Genomic DNA, 17,145 nt, shown 5'->3' with positions numbered 1-17,145 from the left:
ACGTTCTATTAGAACTAACAAGAATAGAATATCCCAAAGAGGGTTCTCTGTCAAGGGGAAAATTGCTGTCCAATTCTCAGTCGAGGTTTGGAGTTTGTGGGAGCTTTCCGTTCTGAACGGACTGCTTCTCCTCACACGGTCATTAGCTCAGCTTCAAACTCGTTGCGCAACTCGTGGGTAGGGGGAGCAGAAGGACCGGAAGGTGGATCACGCCTTCCTGGCTCCCCCTGACGCATTGGTGATGCTGCCTAAACACGGTGGATCACGTGCTTCCTACGAGGTTTCGGCTGTCGAGGTGGTGGGTTTGGTGGGGATGAGCCACGGCCAACTGGCGCGTGCTGTGTGTTCGGGGTTGTTGGAGGCACATACATACTGCTGGCGGTCTGGGTCCCGGCGCCAGCAGGTTTCTCCACAGACATAGCAGGCCCGCTGGGGAGGCGGGTAGGGGGCATCTCCCAGTGGGGTTCGTTCAGGAGTGGATGATGGTGTTTCAAGTGCTGTGGGGAACCAGGACGTCCAATAGGTAAACGCAGGAGCACAGACCTCGCACAGGTGCCAGGTAGGGAAATGCCGGCGGCTATCGACCCCCCAGGAGTTCGCATCGACCTGTGGGACAGAGATCAATGGTGTTGAGCGTCCAGCGTCCAAGTTCTGCATCATAGACATAACTGAGAGGATGATGTCCCAGTGCTGTAATCTCCAGGTTCCAATGCTGTTGATGTGGAGCAATCGTGGAAAGGCCCTGTGGCATGATCTCGCGTGGATGACTTTCCAGGTAGGAGGTGACGGCATGGGGAATGCAGCTGAAATACAGATTCGTTGATTGAGCATCATCGAGCATCATCCAGATGCCGGTGCCTGGCAGCGTCAGAACCCGTGATGTTTGCTCCGGTTTGAGGTGTGCGATCATCGCAAGCGCCGAAGGTTTGATCCGGTATTTCTGGGCAGTGTCTACCTCCCAAAGCATGATGTTACATGTTGTTCGAGCATCCCTGCGTTCCTGGCTGGTCTGGGCATGTGCGATAGTATGTTCAAAAGACGCGATTGTCTTAGCGGTATAGTCTTTTAGGGCTGCAAGCGGTGTCAGGTGTGGCTGCTTGGTATGCTTGCCTTTCATGGAAGTGAGACCTCATAGTTCGGTTGCTACTACCATTGTATGTGCCTATCCAACACCGATTGTATGTGTGGCAAACGGTGATAGAGATAGCATATGCTCGAGCTGCAAGCAGAGCGTTGCAGGTGCTTTGCATTGGTGGGTTGATGGTGTGTGTGAGCATTATATCGCCGTGGAGATGGGTGGAGCACGCCGGTTCCTGATGATGGCGAGCCTTCTTTGAGCTCAAAGGGAGGCTCGCTGTTGCGAACAGTTTTCTGAGGCGCTGGCGTCAACGCTTGCGATAACGGACACAGGATGCAGATAAGCAGGGAGGAAAAGATTTTCCTCCCATACCGCCTCTTGGTTTGCAAGGTGACCTGATTGGATAGGATGCGCCCATGATCTAGAACACGGGCGATGGAATGGTTCTACCAGACTAGGGCTCCGTTTCCATTATCGTTCTCGATGGCATTGTACAATTGCTGTTGAGAGATGGTATAGTGGCCCGTACCCGCCGTTCCACAGACTCCTGCCGTGCAGGTCTCAGCATAGGTGAAGGTGCCTGCATTGTTGTCGTAGCCGATGACCGCGACATCATGGCTGCCGCCACGGTATGGGCTGCTGCTCCAGTCCGGTAGGTAGGCATCGTTGACCGAGACCACTGGAGGCACATTATAGTTGGCGATATCGGAGGCGACATTATTTTTCAGGGTGGTCAGTGATAGATTGCCGGGTTGGACGAGCAGATAAAAGTAGGTAAACCAGTTCGAGCTATTGTGGTTCGATGCCTCCCAGTTCAGAGCGTCCGTCAGATCCTGATTGGTGGTGCCGGCGTTGGGATAACTCCCGTAGCTCATTTCGCCGGCGGATGTATAGTAGGGGGGATAGACCTGAGTGGCGATATACATCATATAGGCGCGTTCATGGCTATCGTTCCAGTAGGTTGTGACGTGCGGATCACTATAGTTGTGGCCACCTACAGCACGGGTGTTGACGTTATTCCAGTAGTCCAGGGCGACAGTGGTTGCTCCGGGACCACACATCTGGCCCATGTAGTAATCGGTATAGGAGTGGCCAGCGGCATCTGTGCCGACTGTGGCTGGCTCCCAGATAGTATCAGAGTAAGAGGTACTGAGCGTTTTGGTCGCCGGCACTGATAAAGGGTGAACCCCATAGCCGGGCCGAACCACCTGATAGGCCTGTTTGCTCCGGGCCCAGGCCGTGTTCTGCTGGGTATGATGCGATTTTCCTGCCCGGTTCAATTGACCATAGGAGAGATTTTGCCCCGGCCCTGTCATTGGGATGCTAGCAGCGAAAGCGGCAGGGGTACACGCTAACATCAAAGCAAGCACGGCAGCAAACAGCCATAAACCGGACCAGCGAGGCGTTAAAACAACTTTCATTGGTTCCTTCCTTACACATTATGTAGAGTTGAACAATAACCATATCGGATACCCGCCATTGAACGTTTGCCTTCACGTTTCGAACGGAGAGATTTTGCTCCTGAATGTGCTCTTGCCGCTTCGCCGTTCTCCACATCGCTATCTCCGTGCGGCTCCCTGGCGCAGATCTCGCGTCCGAAAACCGAACGGCTTCCCTGGCATTCTCATTATGGGCGGGACCTGCTTCGACTATACGCGGATCAGCCCACCGAATCTATGCCGTTTTCCTGTCGTTTTCCTGCCTTTTGTACGGCTACATGGACATTTCCACCTTATCTGGACTTATTTAAAAAGAGCATGCGATCTTGTATAATATTCTGGCGTGAATTATTGATTTTACCGTCAATTACCTGCTAGGGAGATGTTCATGGATGAAACTCAAAGAGAGCAGAAAAAGCGTGATCCTCTAAAGAAGACCCAATATGCACCCAATTTGAAATTAAAACACGAGCGAGAATTACGGGGCTGGTCTCAGGCACTGGTGGCGGAACAGATTGGAGCACAGACTAACCTGATAACGCGTTGGGAAACCGGGGCCGCTTTTCCCAGTCCTTATTACAGGCAGAAGCTGTGTACGCTCTTTGAAAGAGATGCCGCCTATCTTGGATTGGTGAAAGGTGATGCGGCTGGCGCCGTGAGTGAATTTCACAAGGATGTCCCTGTTCCTCATGCGCAGCAGACCGACCCGGAAGTCGGAAGTGCGTTTCAACGAGAACAAGTAACTGAGCCGCCTGTCCGTGGGACTCCGGTTGTGGCCCGACGAATGCTCATTTTAGGAGGGTTGGGTGGAGTTGCTCTGACTGGAATAATCGGGGGGAGTGTCTGGTGGCTCGGAGGGATGGTAAAAACGTCTGCCTCTGCGTCGCCCAGAGCACACACTCCATCAAATCCTTTGCGGTATAGATATACGCCACAAGCTGATGTATTCGTCAATGATGTAGCCTGGTCGCCGAATGGAACACAAATTGTGTGCGCTGTAGGAGATAATACGGCGCAGCTTCTTGATGGGAGAAGAGGAACGGTGATCCGTGTTTATCGCGGCCATAAAGGTTACGTGAATTGTGCGCAATGGGCTTCTGATGGGGTACGGGTGGCGTCTGCCAGTGCCGACAAAACCGCACAGATATGGAGTGCGACGACAGGGACGTTGCTGACAACATACACCAGGCATCAAAAATCGGTGCTATATCTCGCGTGGTCGCACAGTGGAACGATGGTGGCTTCCGGCAGTCGAGATGGAACGGTTCATGTCTGGGACGCGTTTACCGGCGAGAAAATGAGTATGTACACGGGCCATACGGGGAGTGTCTGGAGTATCCGTTGGTCTCCTGATGATAAAAGCGTGGTTTCTGGTGGAGATGATGGTATTATTCACGTCTGGGAGCCAGCTGAGGGGAAACCAAGTGCTGACTTTCATTATGTTGGCCCTGCCACAAGTGGCATCAATGAAGTTGATTGGTCCCCGAATGGGAAATGGATTGCTTCTGCTCATGGAGATGGACATGTCTATATCTGGGATGCCTTGACCGGGACCCATGTCTTGACCTACCCTGAGCACAAGGCAGTGGTCAGAACGGCTAGGTGGTCGCCATCTGGTACATTGATTGCCTCGGGCGGCGCTGATAATGCGGTTCATGTCTGGAATGCAGTAACTGGGAAACGCCTGTTGGAGTATCAGCAGCAGACGAATGACATTTTGGAAGTTTCGTGGTCACCTGACAGTAAACAGCTTGCCTCTGCCAGTAAAGATAAATCCATGGTTGTGTACACAGTAGACGTACCTAATATGTGACTACCCCCGGATAAATCAGGTGGCTTCAAGGGGCAAGCCCAAGCCCTATTATCGTCCATGGGCAATCTTCATATACAGATGCTTTGCCCATGTCCAATCGTCTGGTTGCGGTGGGAGTTGTCCTCTGGTCATCTTTTGTGTTTTTCCCCAGTCGGCAGGTGTGAGCACAGGGGCATGTTCATGATCCAGTTGAAGAATTTCTCGACCCTCTACGTGTAGGAGGCGGCATTCCGCAGCGCGCAGGTGGTGATGTGTTTGACGTTTGTAGTAGTCCGTGACATAGTTTCTCCACAGAGCTTCATCGAAGTGATTTGGTGTGCGGAAAGATCCGTAAACAGCCGATGCAGGCTCAGTTCGGCCCAGACCACATCGATGGAAAGATCTGGTGTGGTCTCAAGGAGGGCGGAGAGGCAAATGCCGGGGTGACGTTCGACAAGATCATGGAGAAGGGCGGCTTGAGCTGTTTCAATGGGAACAGGATGCGCCCAGAAATCCTGCAAAAATTTGAGATTCTCAATGAAGAGCGGATGATACTCGGCAGATGAACGGAGGCGATACGTCAGCCCGAACTGCTCCGCGTAGGCTTCTCCTGGTGGACAGCGAAACTTTCCGGTGGCATCACGCATGTAGCGTCCAGGCTGGTCCTGGGCAAGCTTGTCGAGGCGTGATGCCGGTTTCCATTCTTCCCACCCAGCAAAATCCCGCCTGAGCACAAAAAAGTCTGGAGTATGCCACTGGGTCGTAGCGCGGCCAGACTTGGCGCGGTAGTGCAAGGGGATGCGCGCTGACTGATCGTAGAATTCGAGTACATCGTCATCGCGCTCCATCGCATAAATCGCCCACAACTCGACATACTGGCTTTCAAATTGAATGGAGACCCCCATTTTGAAACTGGGATACCGCCCTGAAACGTTGTTAGCTCGCCCTCTGACCTTGCGAACAGGGGGCGACTCCCGAATCGTGGCACTGAGTGCTTCGGTTTCTTTTGAAAGATGTAGGTGCTGGCACCAGGAGTGAAACTCCTCTGCTGTTAACCTCATGACATCCTTCCATAGATGCGATATCTCTCTGCTTCATGCTTCTTGAAGCAAGTATACCTCAAGAGAAGGGAATATACGAGTTTTTGTCGCATTTATTGCGTTTTTGCCAAATATGTTGTTGGGAGGAAAAAACAGTCAGGAGATCGCTTGTGAAGAGGAAGCCTACCACATCGACGTTACATTATGCAATGTCCATATTGCATAATATAACGTGATACCACCCATCAGGAGATCAATCGCATTTCTGCTAGTAGCAGGTGTCCGAATGTACGGTCACCTGTCCTTTTGTTGATTCCTCTTGCCCTCGCGCATCGGTTTTCGTACCGTTGTAGCCTGGTGCTCTCTGACACCTCGTGGCCTGGCTATGAGATGATCCCACAATGGGTGATCGAGGGATACGCGACCATCCTGCAGGAAGTTGACGAGGAATTGGCACGAGGGCAGCAAAGTGGGCCTGACCTTGTCATCGTTCAGATATCTAGGACAGCCACTGGGAGATGACAAACACCTCCCTCATACTTTCCCGGTCTTTGCAGAGTAACCTCATCAAGAAGAGAGTTGATAAAGCATGCATGGTGAGTTCAAAGGTTGCCAAGCTGTTTGGAGTAGCAGCCTGACCGGAACGAGGAGAACCCTTCATGCCATTCTCGCCTTCGTCATCGTTTTATAGGATAGACACACAACGCCTTAACCTGTTTCATGTCAGGTTTCTGTGTGTCTTCCTCCGAACCGGACGGACCAATTTCTTGGTATCCGGCTCTCCAGCCATTGCCAAGAATATTCTTGGTGCTCAGAGCATCCCATTGGCTCATTTGCATTACGCATACCGTTGTTGGCTTTCAACTCAATGGCCTGCTTCCCTTCGCCATGTAAGAGGCGTTATCTCTCTCAGACTACTATAGAAGCTCTGGCACCATATCAGGTTTCCCTGACGTAGGTGCTCTCCGTTTAGCGCTTTTTCCACGTTCGATTGGTTTAGGCTCCTGTTCGTTTCTTTCACACACTTCTTGTGCGCTCAGAGGTGTTAGAGAGTCCAGGTGTCGTTGCAAATAACCCCTGGAAACATCCTCTGTGGACGTTTCAATCAGCCTTCGTCCACCCCGGTTGTTAAGGCCAAGAAACGAGGTTTCAAGCAGTGTAGCTTTGGCCATGCCAATCCTTGGTCTTGCATCACGTCCTGTACACTGATTTTCAGAACTGACGCTTTGCGAGCATGCTCTGTTCCCATGTAACGTTTCCATCTCCGGTAATCTCGTTGACCACGCGGGTTCTCTCTACCCGCCACTTCCTCAGAAGCGATGTAAAAAAACGCCTTTTATGGACGCACTGCAACACTACCCTTGTGAGAACGTCCTCGCCCTCGCTTCACCGATTTCTTCGCGGTGTTTCTTCAGAGAGGCTTGACAAATTCTATGGCTTCTGTAGGAGTAGATTTTCTGCTCACAACTCACCATCCAAACAGTGGCGGCGATCCACGGAATACAGCGCATCGCGAGTCTCTCCAATGAATCGCCGTCAGCAACGCACTCAGCGCCGCCGGAACATGGAGGTGTGACCAGGCTCCACACATCAGGATTTCAAGCCACTCAATGCATTTGCCTATCTAGACAGAAACATCACAGAAACATCCCCATCTGTTATCCTCTGTTCGTATTGGAAGCCTCATCAGTTCATGTCTGTCTCTTCACCTCCAAGATATAAAAGGAAGAAACCCCCTGTTAATGGACTTATCACCGGCCTTCTTTGACCTCCAGCTACGCTTTGCTGACTCCATTGTTCGGGTAAGCCACCTCAGCTTCGAGGAGGCATTGCTCAACTTCACCAATCTGTATGTGCAGTTTATCGGGCGATCCTTTAACCCAGCTCATCCAGTAAGGCGGCCTCCTTCGTTGACTGATCTTTTCGTTGTTTTCAGTCTACCTCTTGAGGTCGCCTTTTGTTTCCTTTTTGGCCTTTAGGCCATCCGTTTCAAAACTTTATTCTGGATCATGGGAAAGGCATCCTCAGGGACTTCAAGCCGCTCACGATGCTAAACTTAAGCCAATGAATGGCATACTGTCAAGAAGCTCCAGGCACGCGCAAGGATGGTTCGCCTTGCCTTACAAAGAGAGGCTAGTGCGATTTATCGTCGTGCGCGTTCAGTCATCACGAGCTCACGCGTGGCGGGTGCTACCTCGGCCGCGAAAAGTTCAATTGCGCGTGCATCATCTTCCATAAGGATGAATCCGGTAATCCCGTATGTAAGCGTTAGCTCCGCTAGCTGTTCTGCCCATTGTTGAGGCGTTCCCTTGAGCAGAGCGCCGTGACCGGATCGCGTGAACTGACCCGTAATATTCAATAACCGACGTATATCGGATGGGTCGCGTCCCACAGAGGCGGCTCCCTCGTCAATGTAGTTGTTCAATTCTTCAAGGCCAGCCAATCTCCCAGAAAAGTACGACATTGTTGGGAGCCATCCGTCGGCGACACGTCCAAGCATATGTAGAATCTTTGGTCTATGTGCACCGATCCATATGCCAATATTGTGCGCTGGTCTGGGACCGCGCCTGACACCTTTGACCTGATAGTATGTACCGTCAACATGTACTACACCGGGCTTCTCGGCCGCCCAGATCTCGCGGATAATCTGGATCGCCTCTTCCAATGCATCAATTGATTGGGCTGGTTTCAGGCGTCGTCCGCCCATTGACTCGATCGCGTCCCAGTGGCCGCCAGCACCTATACCCAACTCGAAGCGACCGCTGCTGAGGAGATCCAGGCTAGTGGCGCTACGGGCGATGACCGCTGGTTGCCTCAAAGGCAAGTTGAGGACATTCCCACTGACATGGATCCGCCTGGTGCTCGCCGCGACATATGAAAGCAATGTCCAGGCATCGTGGAATGTCGGTTGATAGGGATGGTCCTGGAACGTCACCAGATCGAGACCAGCACGATCCGCCACCTGAGCGAGTTCAACAGCGTGCATGATGGGCCGGACCACCGGCGTGATAAAGGCACCGAACAACAGATCGTGTCCGTAGTCTGTATTTGTCATAAGATACTCTCTTTCGTGTGGCTAAACAATAGAGGCGGAGCTATGGTGTCCGCATGTCGCCTCAGACGATGAGCGTCTGCGGAGCGATATTGAAATTATCTCGAAAGACATTCTCAGGATCATAGTGGGCCTTCAGCGTTCGCAGGCGTTCGATAGTACGGGGCGGAAACGCATCGTTCAGACGTTCTGGACGCAAGTCAGTCTCAAAGTTCAGATAGAGTCCCTTAAAATGGACCGCCATCTCGTCCCACAACGCATCCAGGCGTGCGCGTCTTGCTCCAAAAGCTACCACTGAGAAACTGGCGGAGCGGTTACCATAAGCTGTTGCATCAGGGTCAACGTCTGATACGGCTCCTCCCACAGAGCGAATGTGGAAAAGGTGGACCTCGCCGCTACGGATCAGCCGTGTTGCCGCCGCTGCGAACGCAGGAGTAATGTGGTCAACAAGCCCGGAGCGTGAGACCGGCTCGCCCTGCCCGTTGTGTTCATTGCCCTGTGCATTTGCTATGAGGTCGGCATAAGACGTGATAACGACCTGTTGATCATACAACGGAGCAATATTAGCAATTGGCTGCAGCCGATTGATGATGGTGTCCGGTTTATCCGAATCAATAACCGCCGTTACCTGCGCCACTACCGGTTGTCCTCCGCGCGCTGGACCGATGATGAGGGCGCTGGTGATATCACGCGGTGACGCCTCGATGGTTGCGCCCCACTTTTCAATGAAATGAGCCGTATCGCTCGCATCGAGGACAAGTTGCGCCCAGCCAACAGGACCCGTCTCGTCAACTTCAAACTCAAACGATGTGACGATGCCAAAGTTTGCTCCGGCGCCACGAACCGCCCAGAACAGATCAGTATTTTCTTTTGCGTCTGCATGCACTACCGAACCATCCGCGAGCACCATATCGACGGCGCGTATATGATCGATAGTCAGACCGTGTTCGCGTGCAAACCAGCCGACACCGGCTGCAGTTGCAAGACCACCGACACCGACACCGCCGTAATCGCCTGAGCTAAGCGCCCACCCATGTGGAGCTAACGCGGTCGCAACATCCATCCAGCGTGCGCCCGGTCCGATGCGAACGCGACGCGTTGCCTTATCAAGGATCTCAATCGTATTCATTTGGGATAGATCGATGACGATACCACCATGATTGGTCGACCGGCCACTGATGCCGTGCCCACCGCTACGTACTGAGAGCGGCAAATTGGCATGCGCGCGCGCGAAGGCGATGGCATCGATGATCTGGCTTGTATCCTTCACCTGAAAAACGATACCTGGAGATCCACCACGCAGAAAGGTTGACTTCACACGTGCGTAACCAGTATCTCCTGGTTCTATCACGGCATCGACCAGTGAGGCAGGGACATGATCATAATCTACGCCCGCATGTCGCTTAGCACGCACCGACGCACGACGTAACACGGGGCCTGAAGCGTCTGGACGCATATGTTCCACCGCCTCGCGCAAGACTGGAATGACCTCACGTGCGAACTGCTCGATCGTCTCAGCATCATCCGACGTTAGAATAAACGTCCCGACGCCATCTTCGACAACGAGCGGGAGGAGGTCATCGACCCATTGTTTACTCGGCCCACGCAGAAAGCCCTCATGAGCAGATAAGAATTCCCCTGAGATGTTCACAAGCCGTCGCAGTTCACGTGGGTCTCGTCCGGCCTTGATCGCGGCCTCGTCAATAATCTTATGAGCAGCCTGGAATTCACCAGCTTTCATGGATCCGATCGAGGTTAGCCAGCCATCGGCCTGCTGCCCGACCAGGCGGAGCACCGACAGCTGAGTGCCTTCCAACCAGATCGGAATGTCATGTGCTGACACAGGCCCTCTCTGCGCACCAGCGAGTTGATAATAATTGCCGCGGAAGCGCAGTGGCATTCTGGTTGATCCGGCCAGGAGGCCGCGCACGACTTCCATCGCTTCGTTGAGGACATCAGCAGCCTCGCTCTGTGTCAGCCGGAGGCCCCCCATCGCTTCGATCTCATTCCAGGATTGCCCGGCACCGAGCGCAAGATCCAACCGACCAGCCGAGAGCAGGTCAAGGCTGGCTGCGGCGTGTGCCAGGACCGCTGGTGGTCGCATCGGTACATTGAGTGCAGTGGCGGCAATATGGATGCGCTTCGTCTGGGCCGCAACCCACGACAGAAGCGTCCAGGTATCGAGAAGTTCTGGCTGATCAGGGTGATCCTGAAATGCCACCAGATCATAGCCAAGCTCCTCGCTGCGCTTTGCGAGAGAGACAGCCATCTCTGGCGTATCGTGTACTGGAGTAATGGAGGTACCAAACTTTAGCAGATGACCATAATTCATAGGTAGACGCTCTCTTTCGATATCGTTGGTTGATATGTCAACCAATGATATCCCAAAATTGTTGATATGTCAACAGCGATATCCTGACATTGTTGACGTGCCAACCAATAGAGAGATATAATGGGCAGCATGATGAAACAAGTACCTCTCGATCAAAAAACAGCGGCTTGGATCAGTTATCAGCGTATGCGTGCGCGACTGACCGAGCGCATCGGCCGAGAACTTGCCAGGGTCGGGCTGTCAGAAGCAGACTTTGAGGTATTGTCTGCCCTCACGGACGCACCGGGCGCGTCCGTGAGGGCGTTTGCCCTGCGTTGCGGACTGGAATGGGAAAAGAGCCGGCTCTCCCATCAGCTTCGGCGTATGGAAGCGCGAGGGCTCATCACACGAGAAGAGTGCGTTGAGGACAACCGGGGATCGGTCATCAGTATAACTGATGCTGGACAAGAGCTTTTGGCAGAAGCTCAGGTCTACTATGATCAGGCTGTGCGACGCTACGTTACAGATATTCTCACCATGGAGCAGATAGAAGCGCTCGGAACAATTGCGGAGACTGTACTCAGCCGGCTCGAAGAACCATCTACCCCATAGCGTTCGTGTCGATATCGATCTATACCATCCCGGACCGATAGACATGCTCCCTGTGGGCATTGTTTATCTATTGTTTTTCTTATCTATTAATGAGCCTCACATCTAGAAGACGCACCTTTGCATACGATTGTCCGTTCCTGGCGACAATACACCTGTTCAACATCATATCAATCAGGACTCAGATCGTCGTGAAGATCCACATTGTGCGTTTGCCTGTACAGATCGTGGGCGCATTGGGCGTCCGAACCTCAAAAAACAAAGGATATTGCCCAGTGATCCTTTGAGGAGGAAAGATGTGCTGAGAAAAAGCTTATCAGGCAACAATGGCAGATGAGAACGAAGGGAAGAGGCTCGTTATGTCACTGTTTTCTCAGCGGTAATCTCATGCCACGTCTGAAATCGTGCCTTCATGAGGGCACGAGAGCCCAAAGCTGTAAGAAGATGCCTCTTTGGTCGAAAATGATCTGAGCCAGATCGTATTCTCGATAAACTCGCGCCGCTCGTTTCTCTCCTTATGCTACCTGTCTCACGATCATCAATTTAAATTCACGCGTGTAGGTTCTTCTCGTCGGTGTCATCATTTTCTCCTCGCGGGTCTCTCTTCTTCACACGGTGGTTTTCTCACCCCGATGATACTTGGTCTGGCACAAGGGGTTCAATTCATTTTTCTATGCGTGTTTTTGTTACTGGAGCGACCGGGCACATTGTAAGGTTTCACTGGACCCTAATAAGGATAATTCACACGAGTAAAACGGACGATTATACGCGATACTTATCCCCGCGGCTTCTTCTAAAGAGGCGAAAGATGGAGTAGTAAGTCCATAGTACTATACCTGCGCCTAAACAGATCAAAATAATAGCTGTCGTGAAAGGCTTCTCAGGGATAATATGGCTGAATAATGTTCCAGCGATAAGCTCCCATGATACCATGGATGGTAGTGTAATAAGAGGACACCATCCCGAATCATGGAGTGGTCGCGGCTCTTGATCAGCATCGAGAGGAACAGGAGCAGGGACGGATGTGCGTGGATCATCCTCTTCTTGAAAAAGCTCCTCCAGATGGTTTTGGAAAGCTTGGCGTGCCTCGACGGCAAACCGCGTGGTCAGAGAATCCACGGAGGCATTGGCATCGACTTTCGTCGCGTCGATGTAGAGTTCTTTTCCCCAGATCAATTTGGCGCGTTGACATTGTTCAAGAATAGCATCAAAAAAGCGGCGAAAGATGTCGAGGCCATAACGGGTTCGGATACGGCTTAAGCTCGAATGATCGGGCAACGGCTCATGGAAATCATAGCCCAGGTACCACCTCACACTGAGGCGGTCCGCAACCAGGCGCATCAGTAAGCGCTCCGAACGGATCCCCTCAAAAAACATGACCAACTGGAGTTTAAAAAACACAACGGGATCGAGAGACGCTCGTCCGACAGGAGCATAGGACCTGCGTACCAGATCAGGCACAAAGGAGAGATCCAGGATCTGTTGCAAATGGCGATAGAAGTGATCCTGGGACACTAGCTCCTCGAGGGATACTGCGACGCAGGGGGCAAATGTGCGTTCTTTGAAACCCATCATATGTGTTTTCCTCCTCCTGCAGTGCACTTCACCCGTGGTCTTTTGTCAAGCTCTACAAACAATAAGCCCAACAAAGACTTTTTCAACAGGCTGCGGTCAATTTCAAGACGCAACGACAAAGCCGCGCGGGAGGTTTGCTGCGGGTTGAGTATCTTGCAGATCTTCAGCGTCGTGTAATAGAGAGATGCGCGTATATGCTGGCGATACGACGAGAAGCATATCATGTTGCTTTGAGAGGGCAGAGCGTTGGTCTGGTAAACTCAGCTTATTACAGGGACTGGAAGAAAGAAAGTTCGATCCACAGAAGCGAATCCTCCCGGAGCGCGAAAGGGGAGTGTGGGGTTTGCGCATCACCCGGCTTTTCCCAGATGCCACGCGGCGGGCAGAAGGCTTGCGGCTTGTGGAGCCCGACCTGGCTTTTCTGCGGCATCGGCTTCTTCCTCGCTCTTCCGTGGAGCAGGGCTTTCCACGTTGCAGCATCGAGAAGACATCGTACAGGGATCACTACGAAGAAAGAAGCAGAGGAGTATGTCAACAGTCTTGGTCACAGGTGGAACAGGAGGGCTTGGCAGCCAGGTGGTCACACGCTTGCTGCAGGGGCATCATCGCGTGCGCATCATGAGTTCGCGGCCAGCTTCCCCGCAGTCGCAGGGACTGCGCGTCTATGGGGACATGGCATCGCGCATAGGCTTACACGAGGCCGTTGCTGGCGTGGATGCGATTATCCATTGTGCCACCAGTCTGAAAGACACGCAGGGGGTAGATGTCGAAGGCACGCGGGCGCTGGTGACTTCAGCAAAAGAAAGCGGTTCGCCGCATCTCATCTACATCTCCATTGTGGGCGTCGAGGCGAGCGATTTCTTCTACTACCAGAAGAAATATGAGGCGGAACAGATCGTGTTGCAATCCGGCCTCCCTTGGAGCATCCTGCGTGCCACGCAGTACCATAGCTTCGCACAATCCATTATCGAATCGCTCTTGGCCCGGAGCGAAACAGAGGTAAGGGTTCCCGCTGGTGTGCACATGCAGTCCATCAATAGCGGTGAAGTGGCTGATCGCTTGGTCGCCATCGCAGAACTCGGGCCGCTCTACCGCGTGGTGGAGTTTGGCGGACCGCAGGTCCTCACCATCGAGGAGATGACGCAAGCCTATTTACAGAGCCGTGGTCGGACGGCAGTCGTGCGCGCGGAGCCGTTCTCCGACCCGCTGTTCAGCGCGCTCAGTTCCAACTCCATTCTGACCCCCAATCACGCGACAGGTCTGATGACCTGGAAGGAGTTTTAGGAAGACCATTATCATTCTATAATTTTGCCAGGTAAAGCACTTCGGAGCCATATGCAGGTATGTATCCGTTCAGAAGCTCCCCTTTAGCTCAAGACTTCTCGGCGTCTGCGGCATTTCGTTGGGTCATGCGTAGGTCCTGCTGGAGAGATCAGCGTGGAAATGCTCTGGAAGAATGGGGAATAACAAGGAGACATGTGAACGATGAAAGTCATTTGCCTAGATGGTCAGAATGACCACCTGACGTTCGAAGATGCGCCACAATCTCGGCCAGGAATGGGAGAAGTCCTGATTCGTGTCCATGTGGTAAGTGTGATGTGGCAGGAACCTCCCTGGTCGGAAACCTGAAAACCACCGAATGAAGGAAAGGAGGAATATGAGCAATGATTCTTGTTACAGGTGCGACAAGCGCTGTTGGGAAGGCCATCATTAAAGAGCTTCTGGCAAGGAAGGTTCCAGTACGTGCCTTCGTGCGTAAACCGGTTGATGCCGCGAAATTACAGGCTCAGGGAGTGGAAGCTTTTTTAGGTGATATGACGGAGCAAGCGAGCGTTACGCAGGCACTGCAAGGAATCGAGAGCATTTATCTCATTACTCCGGTCACAGAGCATCTCTTAGAAACCGAGGTGTTATGGGCACAGGAAGGTAAAAAAGCCGGTATACGTCACCTCGTCAAACAATCTGAAATAGGGGCGGACCCTCGATCGTCGAGTCCATTACTGCAATATCATGGGAAAGCTGAGGACGCAATTCGTGCCTTAGGGGTACCGTACACAATTCTACGTACACTTTTTCTAATGCAAAACTTTGAGCCAATGTATGCCCGGCCAATTATCACTCAGGGGATGATGTATGCTCCGCTGGCGGATGCACGTATGAGCTACGTTGATGCACGTGATATCGGCGCTGTTGCGGCACATCTGCTCGGCGAGGAGAAATACCAGTACAAGGAATATGATGCGACCGGTCCAGAGGCGATCACGTGCACACAACTGGCGGAGATATTCTCTTCGTTATTGCATACCCCGGTTCACTACGCAACCATCTCTGACGAGGAGGCAGAAAAAGCATTCCTGGGGCTTTACTCCCCCTGGACGGCGCATGCGGTTGTTACGCTGCTACAGTTTTATCGTCAGGGCGGTGGGGACCTGGTTACCCCGGTTGTGGATGAGGTCACAGGCCACAAGCCTTGTACGGCAACCACGTTCATTTCTGAGCACTTACAGAGCTTCCAGACTGCCTGAAGAGAGGAAAAGATGTGTTGTTAAGACAAGTGGTGTATGTTCCTTCGTTCCTGTCAAGTAAGGAGTGTGTCTCGTAACATGCTTTACGTAGATGGGGAGTCCAAACTGGCTAACATTTCCTGATTCCTTGCAACCTTTTGAGGATTGGGTACGCTTGAAGTAAGTGTTGTTGGATTGGAAGGCAGGGGGAGATGCCTGGACCGAAACGCAATCGTCGAGAGTGCACTGAGGGGTGGACCTCGATCAAGCAATGGACGCTGTGGCCTGAGCAGGAGTTGTACGAGCAAATCAGACCCCTCGTCCTGTTCCACGAAACCCCAGGGGAGCGAGCCAAAGAAATCGATGTCCCTCAGCGTACGCTTGCCCGTAAAGCCGATGAATTTGAACGCTATAGGATGGCGAGCCTGTTTCCTTCCGAGGAACAAGGCGGGGAAAGAGAAACCTCAAAAACGCTCCCACCCGAGATCCGCCAACACATCGTGGACCTGCATGCTGAATTACCGACGATGTCCTGGCGAGAAATTGCTGAGATTTGCTACATTCGTTATGGAAGAAGGCCAGACCATAAGAGTATCAAACGCATCGCCACGAACTCTCCCCCGCCCAAGAAGCGAGAGCGACGCTACCAACCCTGGCACCTGATCGCTGATCCAGAGGAACGCAAACTCGTGGTGGTTCGGCTCCATAGCGAGGGATAGTCCATTACATCCATTGCAGAGTATCTACAAACCACTCGCCCAACCATTTACGCCACGCTCCAGCGCTGGACGGAGGAAGGAGTGGCAGGCTTAGAACCAAAGTCTAGAGCACGCAAGGGACCGCGCAAGGTCACGCTCAAAGTTACGAATGAAGTCAGGAAGCTCCAGAAGAATCCTCTGCTCGGAAAGTGGCGGATGCATACGACGCTCAAACGGCTGGGAATCGAGGTGAGTCCTGCTACCTGTGCCCGCATCATGGCTGCGAATCGACAGATCTATGGCATCGAGAAGCCCCCGCGTTCTCCGCGTCTCAAGCGAGAGATGCCATTTAAAGCCTCCAGGCGTCATGAGTATTGGAGCTGTGATGTCAGATATATTGAAGAGCATCTGCTCGAAAACCCCAGGCCGGTCTACGTGATCACCATTTTTGAGAATTTTTCGCGGATGGTGCTCTCCTCCACCATCTCAAGAACGCAAAATCAATGGGACTACCTCATGGTCTTGGCTGATGCCATTCGTCGCTATGGGGCACCAGAAGCCATTGTGACCGATGAGGGTGGAATCTTCTACGCTCATGTCGCCCTAGAACTGTATGAGATGCTTGGTATTCGTAAAGAACGCATCCGATCCTGGGGAACCATTGAATACCAGGCCACGATGCTCTCAGAATATACGCTCCACTTTTCGCCCGATCATAAGAACATCGAAGCAGTGAAGAACCCTCGGCGTATCGAAACCTCTTTTCGCAGCCCTCAACTTCACCTGTGGCAACGTGGTGAGACCTCGTGGCTCTTGGTGATGCCCCAACCCGCACGGCACAAACGAAAGATGAAGCGTTCTGACGATTCCGTCGTGCAACTTCGATTTCCTGAAATGAACGATCAAAAGGCAGATGCTGCCCTCTAATGGGCCTGCCGGTGCGATCCTGACAAAACATACGATGCATCATAGAGTCGGAAGACATTCAGGTCCTGGTCCTCCCTCGTATATAGTAATAGCAAATGGTTCATAATGTAATACAGCAGA

15 protein-coding genes are annotated in these 17,145 nt (G+C 52.5%); 7 read left to right on the top strand and 8 right to left on the bottom strand.

Annotation, left to right across the window (positions count from 1 at the left end):
* Nucleotides 1-273 precede the first annotated feature (273 nt).
* The 3 genes from JMI88_RS25195 to JMI88_RS25185 form a co-directional block, all read right to left on the bottom strand.
* Nucleotides 274-624 carry a hypothetical protein gene (locus JMI88_RS25195; protein ID WP_201364716.1) on the bottom strand — a complete coding sequence of 117 codons (351 nt, stop codon included), beginning with the start codon at nucleotides 622-624 and terminating at the stop codon, nucleotides 274-276.
* On the bottom strand, nucleotides 578-1,117 hold the full coding sequence (locus tag JMI88_RS25190; RefSeq protein WP_201364715.1) for a hypothetical protein: 540 nt from the start codon (nucleotides 1,115-1,117) through the stop codon (nucleotides 578-580). Before JMI88_RS25190 ends, JMI88_RS25195 begins: the two co-directional genes overlap by 47 nt.
* Before the next feature lie 407 nt (nucleotides 1,118-1,524).
* Nucleotides 1,525-2,499, bottom strand: a complete 975-nt coding sequence (locus JMI88_RS25185; protein ID WP_201364714.1) for an alpha/beta hydrolase family protein — start codon at nucleotides 2,497-2,499, stop codon at nucleotides 1,525-1,527.
* A 406-nt stretch (nucleotides 2,500-2,905) separates the two neighbouring features.
* On the opposite strand from JMI88_RS25185, the gene JMI88_RS25180 reads away from it, so the two are divergent.
* The gene (locus tag JMI88_RS25180; RefSeq protein ID WP_201364713.1) at nucleotides 2,906-4,330 is read left to right on the top strand and encodes a WD40 domain-containing protein; all 1,425 of its coding nucleotides are present in this window, start codon (nucleotides 2,906-2,908) and stop codon (nucleotides 4,328-4,330) included.
* A gap of 209 nt (nucleotides 4,331-4,539) precedes the next feature.
* Here JMI88_RS25180 and JMI88_RS25175 read toward each other — a convergent pair whose 3' ends face one another.
* The 3 genes from JMI88_RS25175 to JMI88_RS25165 form a co-directional block, all read right to left on the bottom strand.
* Nucleotides 4,540-5,370: a TnsA endonuclease N-terminal domain-containing protein gene (locus JMI88_RS25175; protein ID WP_201364712.1), complete on the bottom strand. Its 831-nt coding sequence runs from the start codon at nucleotides 5,368-5,370 to the stop codon at nucleotides 4,540-4,542.
* A 2,122-nt stretch (nucleotides 5,371-7,492) separates the two neighbouring features.
* A complete protein-coding gene (locus JMI88_RS25170) occupies nucleotides 7,493-8,404 on the bottom strand; it encodes an LLM class flavin-dependent oxidoreductase (RefSeq protein ID WP_201364711.1) in 912 nt (303 codons plus the stop codon).
* Nucleotides 8,405-8,465: 61 nt separating this feature from the next.
* Nucleotides 8,466-10,733: an LLM class flavin-dependent oxidoreductase gene (locus JMI88_RS25165; protein WP_201364710.1), complete on the bottom strand. Its 2,268-nt coding sequence runs from the start codon at nucleotides 10,731-10,733 to the stop codon at nucleotides 8,466-8,468.
* Between the two features lie 129 nt (nucleotides 10,734-10,862).
* Here JMI88_RS25165 and JMI88_RS25160 point away from each other — a divergent pair, with 129 nt between their 5' ends.
* Nucleotides 10,863-11,324 (top strand): MarR family winged helix-turn-helix transcriptional regulator, encoded by a 462-nt coding sequence (locus tag JMI88_RS25160; RefSeq protein WP_201364709.1) that lies wholly within the window; start codon nucleotides 10,863-10,865, stop codon nucleotides 11,322-11,324.
* A 759-nt stretch (nucleotides 11,325-12,083) separates the two neighbouring features.
* On the opposite strand, the gene JMI88_RS25155 is transcribed toward JMI88_RS25160, so the two are convergent.
* Both JMI88_RS25155 and JMI88_RS25150 read right to left on the bottom strand, forming a co-directional pair.
* Nucleotides 12,084-12,896: a transposase gene (locus JMI88_RS25155; RefSeq protein ID WP_236023060.1), complete on the bottom strand. Its 813-nt coding sequence runs from the start codon at nucleotides 12,894-12,896 to the stop codon at nucleotides 12,084-12,086.
* Nucleotides 12,897-13,164: 268 nt separating this feature from the next.
* The gene (locus tag JMI88_RS25150; protein ID WP_201364708.1) at nucleotides 13,165-13,326 is read right to left on the bottom strand and encodes a hypothetical protein; all 162 of its coding nucleotides are present in this window, start codon (nucleotides 13,324-13,326) and stop codon (nucleotides 13,165-13,167) included.
* A gap of 98 nt (nucleotides 13,327-13,424) precedes the next feature.
* On the opposite strand from JMI88_RS25150, the gene JMI88_RS25145 reads away from it, so the two are divergent.
* The 5 genes from JMI88_RS25145 (at nucleotide 13,425) to JMI88_RS25125 (ending at nucleotide 17,025) form a co-directional block, all read left to right on the top strand.
* Nucleotides 13,425-14,180 carry an SDR family oxidoreductase gene (locus tag JMI88_RS25145; protein ID WP_201364707.1) on the top strand — a complete coding sequence of 252 codons (756 nt, stop codon included), beginning with the start codon at nucleotides 13,425-13,427 and terminating at the stop codon, nucleotides 14,178-14,180.
* Between the two features lie 201 nt (nucleotides 14,181-14,381).
* The gene (locus tag JMI88_RS25140) at nucleotides 14,382-14,525 is read left to right on the top strand and encodes a hypothetical protein (RefSeq protein ID WP_201364706.1); all 144 of its coding nucleotides are present in this window, start codon (nucleotides 14,382-14,384) and stop codon (nucleotides 14,523-14,525) included.
* Nucleotides 14,526-14,560: 35 nt separating this feature from the next.
* Entirely contained in the window at nucleotides 14,561-15,421 is an 861-nt protein-coding gene (locus JMI88_RS25135) for an NmrA family NAD(P)-binding protein (RefSeq protein WP_201364705.1), read from the top strand.
* 191 nt (nucleotides 15,422-15,612) lie between these two features.
* Entirely contained in the window at nucleotides 15,613-16,119 is a 507-nt protein-coding gene (locus tag JMI88_RS25130; RefSeq protein ID WP_201364704.1) for a hypothetical protein, read from the top strand.
* Nucleotides 16,120-16,122: 3 nt separating this feature from the next.
* Complete coding sequence (locus JMI88_RS25125) at nucleotides 16,123-17,025, top strand: helix-turn-helix domain-containing protein (RefSeq protein ID WP_308438865.1); 903 nt, start codon at nucleotides 16,123-16,125, stop codon at nucleotides 17,023-17,025.
* Nucleotides 17,026-17,145 lie beyond the last annotated feature (120 nt).

The sequence above is a fragment of the Dictyobacter formicarum genome, from assembly GCF_016587435.1.
This window is presented reverse-complemented; position numbering and strand designations above follow the sequence as displayed.

Coding starts and splice junctions, on each gene's coding strand:
- JMI88_RS25190 (WP_201364715.1), bottom strand. CDS start 1,117: ATGAAAGGCAAGCATACCAAGCAGCCACACCTGACACCGCTTGCAGCC.
- JMI88_RS25185 (WP_201364714.1), bottom strand. CDS start 2,499: ATGAAAGTTGTTTTAACGCCTCGCTGGTCCGGTTTATGGCTGTTTGCT.
- JMI88_RS25180 (WP_201364713.1), top strand. CDS start 2,906: ATGGATGAAACTCAAAGAGAGCAGAAAAAGCGTGATCCTCTAAAGAAG.
- JMI88_RS25175 (WP_201364712.1), bottom strand. CDS start 5,370: ATGAGGTTAACAGCAGAGGAGTTTCACTCCTGGTGCCAGCACCTACAT.
- JMI88_RS25170 (WP_201364711.1), bottom strand. CDS start 8,404: ATGACAAATACAGACTACGGACACGATCTGTTGTTCGGTGCCTTTATC.
- JMI88_RS25165 (WP_201364710.1), bottom strand. CDS start 10,733: ATGAATTATGGTCATCTGCTAAAGTTTGGTACCTCCATTACTCCAGTA.
- JMI88_RS25160 (WP_201364709.1), top strand. CDS start 10,863: ATGATGAAACAAGTACCTCTCGATCAAAAAACAGCGGCTTGGATCAGT.
- JMI88_RS25155 (WP_236023060.1), bottom strand. CDS start 12,896: ATGATGGGTTTCAAAGAACGCACATTTGCCCCCTGCGTCGCAGTATCC.
- JMI88_RS25150 (WP_201364708.1), bottom strand. CDS start 13,326: ATGCCGCAGAAAAGCCAGGTCGGGCTCCACAAGCCGCAAGCCTTCTGC.
- JMI88_RS25145 (WP_201364707.1), top strand. CDS start 13,425: ATGTCAACAGTCTTGGTCACAGGTGGAACAGGAGGGCTTGGCAGCCAG.
- JMI88_RS25140 (WP_201364706.1), top strand. CDS start 14,382: ATGAAAGTCATTTGCCTAGATGGTCAGAATGACCACCTGACGTTCGAA.
- JMI88_RS25135 (WP_201364705.1), top strand. CDS start 14,561: ATGATTCTTGTTACAGGTGCGACAAGCGCTGTTGGGAAGGCCATCATT.
- JMI88_RS25130 (WP_201364704.1), top strand. CDS start 15,613: ATGCCTGGACCGAAACGCAATCGTCGAGAGTGCACTGAGGGGTGGACC.